This window comes from Methylobacterium soli, from assembly GCF_008806385.1.
Classification (GTDB): Bacteria; Pseudomonadota; Alphaproteobacteria; order Rhizobiales; family Beijerinckiaceae; genus Methylobacterium; species Methylobacterium soli.
Window position 1 is genome coordinate 84,864 of sequence record NZ_VZZK01000028.1, and the last position, 9,608, is coordinate 94,471.

9 protein-coding genes and 1 pseudogene are annotated in these 9,608 nt (G+C 65.0%); 9 read left to right on the forward strand and 1 reads right to left on the reverse strand.

The genetic code is table 11. The features are described from left to right. Positions 1–31 precede the first annotated feature (31 nt). The 8 genes and pseudogenes from F6X53_RS22615 (at position 32) to F6X53_RS22645 (ending at position 7,547) form a co-directional block, all read left to right on the forward strand. Positions 32–937: a PD-(D/E)XK nuclease family protein gene (locus tag F6X53_RS22615; RefSeq protein WP_238296821.1), complete on the forward strand. Its 906-nt coding sequence runs from the start codon at positions 32–34 to the stop codon at positions 935–937. Further along, positions 934–2,088, forward strand: a complete 1,155-nt coding sequence (dnaN, locus tag F6X53_RS22620) for a DNA polymerase III subunit beta (RefSeq protein ID WP_151002613.1) — start codon at positions 934–936, stop codon at positions 2,086–2,088. Before F6X53_RS22615 ends, dnaN begins: the two co-directional genes overlap by 4 nt. A 2-nt stretch (positions 2,089–2,090) precedes the next feature. Then, the gene (locus F6X53_RS32570) at positions 2,091–2,258 is read left to right on the forward strand and encodes a hypothetical protein (protein ID WP_191970944.1); all 168 of its coding nucleotides are present in this window, start codon (positions 2,091–2,093) and stop codon (positions 2,256–2,258) included. Further along, a pseudogene (locus F6X53_RS22625) lies at positions 2,252–3,898 on the forward strand (DEAD/DEAH box helicase). The gene F6X53_RS32570 and the pseudogene F6X53_RS22625 overlap by 7 nt, the downstream one beginning before the upstream one ends. Next, on the forward strand, positions 3,895–4,227 hold the full coding sequence (locus tag F6X53_RS34050; RefSeq protein ID WP_151002614.1) for an NrdR family transcriptional regulator: 333 nt from the start codon (positions 3,895–3,897) through the stop codon (positions 4,225–4,227). The pseudogene F6X53_RS22625 and the gene F6X53_RS34050 overlap by 4 nt, the downstream one beginning before the upstream one ends. Next, positions 4,224–4,634 (forward strand): hypothetical protein, encoded by a 411-nt coding sequence (locus tag F6X53_RS22635; protein ID WP_151002615.1) that lies wholly within the window; start codon positions 4,224–4,226, stop codon positions 4,632–4,634. Before F6X53_RS34050 ends, F6X53_RS22635 begins: the two co-directional genes overlap by 4 nt. Beyond that, positions 4,634–5,251, forward strand: coding sequence for a hypothetical protein (locus tag F6X53_RS22640; protein ID WP_151002616.1), 618 nt, complete (start codon positions 4,634–4,636; stop codon positions 5,249–5,251). Before F6X53_RS22635 ends, F6X53_RS22640 begins: the two co-directional genes overlap by 1 nt. After that, positions 5,244–7,547: a bifunctional DNA primase/polymerase gene (locus tag F6X53_RS22645; RefSeq protein WP_151002617.1), complete on the forward strand. Its 2,304-nt coding sequence runs from the start codon at positions 5,244–5,246 to the stop codon at positions 7,545–7,547. The genes F6X53_RS22640 and F6X53_RS22645 overlap by 8 nt, the downstream gene beginning before the upstream one ends. Before the next feature lie 6 nt (positions 7,548–7,553). Here the strand turns inward: F6X53_RS22645 and F6X53_RS22650 are convergent, their stop codons facing one another. Then, positions 7,554–8,357, reverse strand: coding sequence for a DUF2971 domain-containing protein (locus F6X53_RS22650; protein ID WP_151002618.1), 804 nt, complete (start codon positions 8,355–8,357; stop codon positions 7,554–7,556). Between the two features lie 471 nt (positions 8,358–8,828). Between F6X53_RS22650 and nusG the strand changes: the two genes are divergently transcribed. Continuing rightward, complete coding sequence (nusG, locus tag F6X53_RS22655) at positions 8,829–9,488, forward strand: transcription termination/antitermination protein NusG (protein WP_151002619.1); 660 nt, start codon at positions 8,829–8,831, stop codon at positions 9,486–9,488. The last annotated feature ends 120 nt before the right edge of the window (positions 9,489–9,608 follow it).

Here is a 9,608-nt window from a genome sequence, read left to right on the forward strand (position 1 = left end):
TCACACTGCGCTTGCCATCGACGAGGCGTTCGTGCGGACCGCACGCGACGGCGACAGTGCCGGCGTACCGATGTCGGGCGTTGCGAACCCCTGCGACCGCGCGCTCTGGTACGCGTTCCGCTGGGCCGCGCCCGGCGAGCAGCCGGAAGGCGCGCGCCAGCGCCGCTTCGAGAGCGGCAATCTGTACGAGAGCCGCCTGCTGGCCATGCTCGGCATGATCGGCTGCGACGTGCAGGAGATCGACGAGGCCACCGGCAAGCAGATCCGGGTGGATCTGGCCGGCGGCCACCTCCGGGGCAAGCTCGACGGCGTCGCAACCGGCCTGCCGGAGGCGCCGGTCACGCCGCATGCAATCGAGTGCAAGAGCGCCAACGACAAGTCGTTCAAGGCGATCGCGAAAGGCCCGATCCGGGAGACGAAGCCGGAGCACTACGCCCAGATCCAGCTCTACATGCACGCGCTCGATCTGCGCCGTGGCCTCTACATGGTCGCGAATAAGAACGACGACGCCATCCACTGCGAGCGGGTCGAGTACGATCCGACCTTCTGCCTGGCGCTCGTGGCGCGCATCGAGCGCATCGTGGCCGCTCCGCGCCCGCCGGCTCGGCTCCATGACGACCCGACCACCAAGGCGGCCTTTGCCTGCCAGTGGTGCCCGGCGCGCGCGATCTGCCACGAGGGCGCGTTCCCGCGGCAGAACTGCCGGACCTGCATGTTCTCGTCGCCGAGCGACGGGCCGCGCTGGGACTGCGAGCGCCACGGGCGCCGGCTCTCCTACGACGGGATGCAGACCGGCTGCCCGGATCACCTCTTCATTCCCGATCTCGTGCCCGGCGAGCAGATCGATGCCGATCCCGCTCGGGGCACCGTGACCTACCGCATGGCCGACGGGTCCGTGTGGGTGGATGGCCAAGTCAATCTCAGGAGGACAGCATGACCGCGAAGAAGACCGATTCCGTCCTGTTCCGCGCAGAGGCGACCACTGCCGACTTGCTGCGTGCCGTCACCCGCGTCGCCGCCGTGACGGAGCGGCGAAACACCATCCCGATCTTGGGTTGCGTCGAGCTCGCCATGGGCTTTGGCACCATCGCGGTTCGCGGAACCGACCTCGACATCGAGGTTCGGACTGAGATCGAGGGTACCGGTGAGAGCGCAGTCTGCCTGCCGGCCTGCCGACTTCGCGACCTTCTTCGCGCCGTCTCACATGTCGAGCGCGTCAGTTTCGAGGCCGACGAGAACGGCGCCGTCACCATGACCGCCGGCGAGGTGACGGCAACCATGAACTCGCTGCCCGCGATCGACTTCCCGAACATGACAATGGGCAACAAGGCCTGGGGCGCGAGCCTCGCCGAGGGCGTGTTGCAGTTCCTGATCGGTGGCGTGTCGCACGCAATCTCACGTGAGGAGACGCGCTACTATCTCAACGGCATCTGCCTGGAAGTTAAGGACGGCATCCTCATCGCGGTGGCGACGGACGGCCACCGCTTGGCGAAGCGCGAGACTGGGCTGCCGGCGAAGACCGCAGATCAGGGCAATGTCATCTTCCCGCGGAAGGCCGCCGCGCTCGCCGTGCAGTATGCCGGAAAGGGCGAGGCGACAATTACTGCTCACAAGGGAGTGGCGGGCGATCGGGTCGGTTTTGTCGAGGTCATCGCCGACGGGGTGCGGCTGCGCGCCAAGACCATCGATGGCACCTTCCCGGATTGGCGCCGCGTCGTGCCGGTGGCGAGCAACACGGTCATTGCGATCGAGACGAAGGTGCTTCGGCGCGCCCTGAAGCTCTCGGCATCAAGCGGCTACGGCATGGTTCGGCCGACGAAGTTCGCGTTCGAGGCCGACGGCGTTCGCGTCTCCAGCAAGGATCCGGATTTCGGCGAGGCGCGGGCTAAGCTGGGCTGCGAGGTGTCGGCCAAGTTCGACGAGTTCGGCCTGAACGGTCGCTACCTCGACGAACTGGCAGCCAGCATGGAGCGGATCGGCTCCAAGACCATGCGGATGCACTTCACCTCGCCGGGCGCGCCGTTGCGCATCGTGCCGGATGAGGCCATCGCGGGCACGCTCAACGTTCTCATGCCGATGCGGGTGTGAGGATGCCCAGATCCGCCGACCTCACCCTCGCAGCGCTCTACGAAAACGCCCTGCGCGACATCGCCGAGATCCTGGCCGGCGCGTCCGGCCCGGAAGCCATGGCTGCGCTGGAGATCGCGGCCGACGCGCTCACGCATGCCCTCGACGAGATGGAGGCGGGCACATGCTGAGCCTTCGCGACTACCAACGCGCCAGCCTCGATGCGCTCTACGGTCACTGGGCGGAGGGCGGCGGCAACGGGCTCATCGTGCTGCCCACGGGCGCCGGCAAGGCGCTCGTCATCGCCGCGCTCGTCCGCGAGACGCTGGAGCGCTGGCCCGATCTGCGCATCTGCATCGTCACCCATGTGCGCGAGCTCGTCAGCCAGAACTTCAAGGAGCTGCTGGGATACTGGCCCGGCGCGCCGGCTGGCATCTACTCGGCCGGGCTCGGGCGCCGCGACACGCACTCGCGCATCCTGTTCTGCGGGATGCAGTCCGTCTGGAACAAGGTGGCGCGCCTCGGCGCCTTCGACCTCGTCATCGTTGACGAGGCGCATCTCATCCCGCGCGCGTCCGACACCAGCTAAGGCAAGTTTCTAGCCGGCCTGCAGGCGCTCACGCCCGACATGCGGGTGGTGGGCCTCACCGCCACGCCGTACCGGCTCGACAGCGGGCGCCTCGACGAGGGCGAGGGTCGAATCTTCGACCGCATCGTCTACGAGGCCAATGTCGGCGACCTTATCCGCGAGGGCTACCTGTCGCCGCTCGTCAGCAAGGCGCCCCTGACGCAGCTCGACACCACGGGCGTCGGCAAGCGCGGCGGCGACTTCATCCCGGGCCAGCTGGAGGCTGCGGTCAACCACGACGACATCACGCAGGCGGCGGTGTCTGAGATGGTGGCGCTAGGCGCAGATCGGCGCGCCTGGCTGGCCTTCTGCGCCGGGGTGAAGCACGCCGACGCCGTGCGCGACGCCGTGCGGGCCCGGGGCATCACCTGCGAGGCGGTGTCGGGCGAGACGCCGTCGGGCGAGCGCGACCGCATCATCGCCGCCTTCAAGGCTGGCCGGATCCGCTGCCTCACCAGCGTGGGCGTCCTCTCGACCGGGTTCAACGTGCCCCACGTGGACCTGATCGCGCTGCTGCGGCCGACGCAGAGCACGGGCCTCTACGTGCAGATCGTGGGGCGGGCGCTGCGGAAGGCTCAGGGCAAGGATGATGCGCTCATCCTCGACTACGCCGGGCTGGTGAAGACGCACGGGCCCATCGACGCCATCACGTCCCGCGGCAAGCCGAAGGCGCTGCGGAGGAAGGACGGCGAGGAGGAGGCCCGGGCAAAGGAATGCCCGAACTGCTCCACGCTGGTGGCGCTCAACACCCGCACCTGCACCACCTGCGGCCACGAGTGGACGCGCGACGAGGCGCCGAAGCACGAGGCCATCGCGGACGCCGAGCATGCCATCCTGTCTCTCGGCGCGCCGCCCTGGCTCGAGGTGTCGGGCATGTCTTTCGCCCGGCACACCAAGATCGGCTCGCCCGACAGCATGCGCGTGGAGTTCCATTGCGGAATCCAGACGCACCGCCTCTGGGTCTGCCTGGAGCACGGCGGCCGGGCTGCGGAGAAGGCGGGCCAGTGGTGGCGCCGGCTCGGCGGCGGCGCGGTGCCCGCCACGGTGGAGGATGCGCTGGATCGCGCCGAGGCCGATCTGGTCTGGCCGCACGCCATTCAGGTCCGGCAGGCCGGCAAGTTCTTCGAGGTGGTGGGCTATCGCTTCGCCGCGGGCGAGGGCTGGTCGACGCGTGCCGTGCTCAATGTGGAGGAAGCGGCGTGATCTGTCCGAAATGCGCCTCCGACACGCGCGTCGTCGACAGCCGGCCGGCCGAAGACGGCGCCATCATCGCGCGCCGCCGGGCGTGCATGACCTGCGGTCACCGCTTCGGCACGCAGGAAAGCACGTTCGACGTCGTGGCGCACCGGGCCCGCGGGCGCCGCACCAAGGCTGCCTGGCTCCAGCGCACGCCGCGCGAGGTGCGGCTCGGCGCGCAGCGCGGCTACGACGCGACCTACAAGGTGCGGTCCGCCGCGCGCGAAGAGGCAGCTGCCACCGGTCGCCCCGTCGCTGATGTCCTCCGGCAGTGGGGCGCGAGCCCGCCGTCATGACCAAACACCTCGACAATCCAGAGAGCTGCTTCGTGTGCCGCAGGCGCGCGGATGGACTAGGTCTACAAAAAGGCAACGCTGTCGGATGGCTGTGCCAGCAGTGCGCCGACGGTGAATACGGAGTGAGGATGATTCGCATGCCAGTGCGTGAATTCGACGAATATGAGCGAGCTGCGCTCGTGCGGGCGTCCCAAGGACGAGCGGGTCATTATCTCGACTGTCTTGGACGAACCGACCTTGCACAGTTGCATCCCGAGGAATGGCAGCATGTCTGCCGCCTCGTGATCGAGGACTTCGGGGACGAGATCAAACTGCAAGTCGGTAGCGGCTCGTCCGGTCACCCGGCCCGCGGCTTATTCAACGTTCATCAGACAGCGGACAACATCAACCAGAACGAGGCCGCGTGATGAAAATCGTAGCGCGACCTACTCGTTATGCTGGAACCCAGTTTCGCTCACGCCTCGAAGCCCGTTGGGCCGCGTTCTTCGATCTTGCCGGTTGGCGCTGGGAGTACGAGCCCGTTGATGGAGAGGGCTGGGTGCCAGATTTTTTCCTTATCGGAGCAGCGGGTCCCATCCCTGTGGAGGTGAAGCCGATACAATGGCCTACCTTTGATTCGCGCAGCTTAGATGTGATGAGCAAATCATCGGCTGCGTTTGATTCCTTAGTGCTCAACGGTGAAGAGCTTGCGAAAGTGCGTGAAGCTCGAGTTCCAGAGACACTAATCCTGGGCGCATATCCTTTCGAGTATCCTGGCCCTTACGCCAAAGATACGCTTGGCGTTCTTCTAAGCACTGAAGTGACCTTGCACGGGCAGCCATATCAACGGCGCGATATGGCTGCCCTCTATCGAGGAGCAAAACATCGGTGCGATTTCTCCGCCAGCGATGGGGCGTGGTTCTGCCGGATCGGCGGAGAGGTTGGCAAATATGCTTTAGAACCTCTTGACCCAGGCGAAACTGACGCGCTGTGGCGCGAAGCCGGCAACCGCGTTCAATGGAAGGGGGCTGGTCGCCATGGCTAACCTCGGATTCCTCTTCGACGCGGCTGCCCATCAGGCGCTCTCCAATTTGGCCGTGGCCCTGGATCTGGCGCGAGCGGGCATCGCTGTATTTCCCTGCCAGCCGGATGGGGATCAGGCGAAACGGCCTTACCCCGGCGTGTTTTGGCGCAACCAGAGCACTACGAACGAGCAGCGCATTGAGCAGTGGTGGGAACGTTGGCCGGACGCGGTTCCCGGCATCGATCTCGCCAAGACCGATTTCATCGTCATTGACCTGGATGGGGAGGGCGGCCAAGCCGACTGGCGCAATGTCACCGCTGACCGTCTCGTCTCGGCACCGCGGGTCGAAACACCCTCCGGAGGCTCGCATCTTTGGTTCCGGCGCAATGGCCGCGATCATGGCAATGGGCGCGGCGCTCTGCCGCCGAAACGCGATCATCAGGGAATTGATGTTCGCGGTTTCGGCGGCTACGTCATCGCTCCTGGCGCCACCATGCTGGACGGCCGGCGCTACGAAGCGGACGGCCACGACTTCCTTTCGGCCCAGTCAGCGCCGGACTGGCTCTGGGCAATTCTCGACGGTCCAGTTGACAAGGGGCAGAACGCAGCCCCCGCGCCGACATTGGCACCGGAGCCGCCCCGGCAATCCACCGACGATCGTCGCCGGGCCTATGGAGAAGCCGCGCTGGCGGCTGAGCGAGAGCGCGTTGCGACCTGCGGCAAGGGCGGGCGCAACGAGGCGTTGAACAAAGCGGCCTTCGCGCTCGGCACGCTCGTTGGTAGCGGGTGCCTGGGTGAGGCGCAGGTTCGCGCCGCACTCACCGACGCGGCCCAGGCTTGTGGGCTACTGAAGGATGATGGGCCCCGCGCCTGCCAAGCCACGCTGACTTCGGGCCTGCGCGCTGGGATCCTCAAGCCTCGCGACGTGCCCGAGAGCGGCGATTATGCGATTGACGTTGGAATCGGCGCCGATGTTGCGGCAAGCCTCCTGCAGGCGCGCGCGGTGGTGGAGGCTGAGGACGGCACGCTGGCCGACGCCGAGACCGGCGAGGTGCTGGGAGCGCCCGACCTCGACGACGAGTTGCCAACGAGCCTGACACGCGTGCCGGGCCTGCTCGGCGACCTTACGGACTGGATCTGCGCTTCGGCCCGGCGGCCGCAACGCGGGCTGGCGTTGGGCGCGGCGCTCACCATTCTGGGCACGGCCTGCGGGCGGCACTTGGCCGGCCCGACGGGCTCGGGCACCCACCTCTACGTGGTGGGACTGGCGCCGACAGGCGCCGGCAAGGACCACGCCCTCTCGCAGATCATGGCGGTGCTGAGCGCGGCTCGGATGAGCCAGTTCATCGGCCCCAGCCAGTTCATTTCCATGCCGGCCGTAATCAACTTCCTGGTTCGCGCGCCGCTCTCGGTCTGCGCCATGGACGAGTTCGGCTCCTTCATGAAGCGGATCAACAACCGCAAGGCCTCCGGCTTCGAGGGTGCCATCACGGGTGTCCTGCGCACCGCCTGGGGCGCCTCGTTCAAGCCGATGCCGACGCCAGAATGGGCCGGCAAGACCAGCTACGTCATCATGGCGCCGGCCATGTCGATCTATGGCGTGTCGACGGCCGAGGAGTTCTACGGCGCCCTGGAGGGCGGCGACACCTCCAACGGCGTTCTGAACCGCATGCTGGTCCTGGAGACGCGCCAGCGCCCGGCTGATCAGACGCCCACAGTGACGCAAGACCCGCCGCAAAGCCTCGCGGAGCGGGTTGCGGCCATCGTCGACCGGCAAGGGCCGCTCGCGGCCGCGCAACTCGCCATGTTCGACCGACCGCCACCGCGCCAGTCGGTGCCGTGGGGCCCGGGGGCAGAGGCGACGTTCAAAGCGTGCGTGGCCGATGTGGAGCGGCGATGCGACGGCGACGTGCGGGCCCAGGCCTTTTATGCCCGCGTGGCGGAGATGGCGGTGCGGCTCGCGACGATCCGGGCCGTGGGCATCGACAACGCGGCTCCTGCTGTGTTGCAGGCGGACATGGAATGGGGCGTGGCACTCGCCATGTGGTCCGCTGGCGCCATGGCGCGCGGCGCCACTGACTACATCGCGGACAGCGAGAACCAGTCCTCGGCCAACATGGTGCGCCGGGCAATCCGGGACGCCGGCGGAAGGATCAAGCACCGAGACCTGCTCCGGCGCCTAAACCACCGGATCAAGGATCGCGACTTGCGCGATATCGTGCGGGCCCTGGGAGAGGCCGAGCAGATCGCGATCGAAAAAACCGTTCCGAAGGGCGGGGGAACGCCGTCGGTTTGGTATTCCCTGGCAAGCACATAAATTTGATTAGCTTGCAATATAAGGTATGCTTGACTCATACACTGGAGCCTCAATCTCGTATTGTTTGAGCAAGTGCTCTGCGGCATATCTTTGGTTAGGCATCATGGCTGGCCCTACAATTACATGCTGGATGGCCAAGGAAGCTATGTCTTGGCCACCTATCATATCAAATCCGAGCATCATCTCGAGATAAGGGATCAGTTTTCTCTCTGTCGACCGCACCTTCACATTGCTGTCATTCCAATATTCAGCGAACAGCCTCACCTCGCACTCTTCGCTGAAATGCCGGTCTTTAATTATACTAACTACCCTCAGCACCCTTCTCCACCATCGAAAGGTGATGGGAGCAACATTTTCACTGTCAGTCCTTTTCAGGTCGCCACATAGATCGTTGAACAGCATATCAATTATTTGCCAATGCTGATTGCTATCGTAGAGCACCTTGCTCAATTTAAAGTTTTGCCCGTTTGCTATTTTTTGGACAAGATCCCGATCGAATGCAATCGAGAATCCAAAGCCGCCATTGTACCCCCTCCATTGGGAGAGGATGTCGCCGTTTACAGAAAAAGACGCAACATAGGCATTAGTGTATTCAATGCCCTCCATATAACCTTCAATATTATCGATAGCTGGCGCGCTAATCGCCGCTATTTCAGCCTTTCTCTTCTTATACGTATCAGAAAGAACGTCCCAGCCGATTTTAAATTCTCTTCTATCGTTCAAGAAGCGGGTGTCGGTCACCCAAAGCCCTCTTGATCGCAGGATGCCTTCCAAGCCTGCCGGCGTCGTGTAGTGGTACAGGATCGGCATTCATTGACACGGCAAGCAGCCGTCCTCAGGTAAAGAATCCACAAGCTTTGGTGACCTGACGACCGCGTCTGGCGGCCGACGGTTGTCAGATGACGACCGAACCTTAGCCATACGGTCGTCGCTGACAAGCGATGCGCTTGGCGGGCCTAAAGAAAACACCTAAATCACTGATATTGTTTATATATATGTTCAGTTGTCACGGTTGTCAGGAAATCAATTAGGTATCCTGATTCAGAAAAAAAACTGGTTGGGAGTTTTTACACGCAGACAACCGGACAACCGTAGCTCGGCGCCTGAGCGTGGTACTTTCGTTGCCAGTTCGCTTGCCTCCGGATCCGCTCCCGCTACCATCATCACCGCGCATACCCGACCGTGACCGCGGCGACCCCGAGAGAGGCCGCCGTGACGAACATCGAGAACACCGCCCGCCAGGCGAAGGCTCTTGCCCGGAAGAAGAAGGGCAAGGCCGCCATGCGGCGGGCCCGCAAGGCCAAGCCCTATCAGCGGGCCGCCCTGCCGACGCCTGAGCGCGTGCGCGCTCGCGCCAAGACCGAGCGCTTCGAGGTCGACGAAGCTCGCGACTGGGTCGTGGTGCGGACCGAGCAGAATCGGGCCTCGCGCTGCGCCAGCGCGCTTCGCGAGCGCGGCTTCCCCGTATTCGAGGCGCGCCAGGAAGAACGGCTGGTGGCCGAGAACGGCAAGGCCCGCGTCGCCCAGGTGCCGTTACTGCGGCGCCTGCTGTTCGTCGGCCTGAACGCGGCCGACACGCCCGGCGACCTCACCAGCGTCCAGTACGTCGAGAGCATGTGGGCGCGCGGCGAGGAGGCCTGGATCTGGACGCCGCGCGAATGGCTGGGCAGCGCCAGGCCGATCCGCATCGGGCCACTCGCCATGCAGAAATTCGCCGACCACATCACCGGTCACCGCCGCAACGGCAAGCTGGTGCCGGATCTCATCAAGGCCCTGTTCAAGGCCGGCGAGACCATCCGCATCACCGATGGGCCGTTCGCGACCTACAACGGGATTATCGAGCGCATTGACGCGCCGCGCGGGCGCTACACCGTGCTAGCGAGCATCTTCGGACGCGCAACACCTGTGGAGTTGAACGAAGATCAGTTGGAAGCCGCTTGACGTCGCCGGCGAATGCTGCATTTTCACCGGCAGGTTATCCGGGGAGCGCGCGTCCTAGCAGGCTGTTGAAGAAGTCGGCCAGCGGCGGGCGATGAAGGGGACTTCATCGCCGGCGTGGAA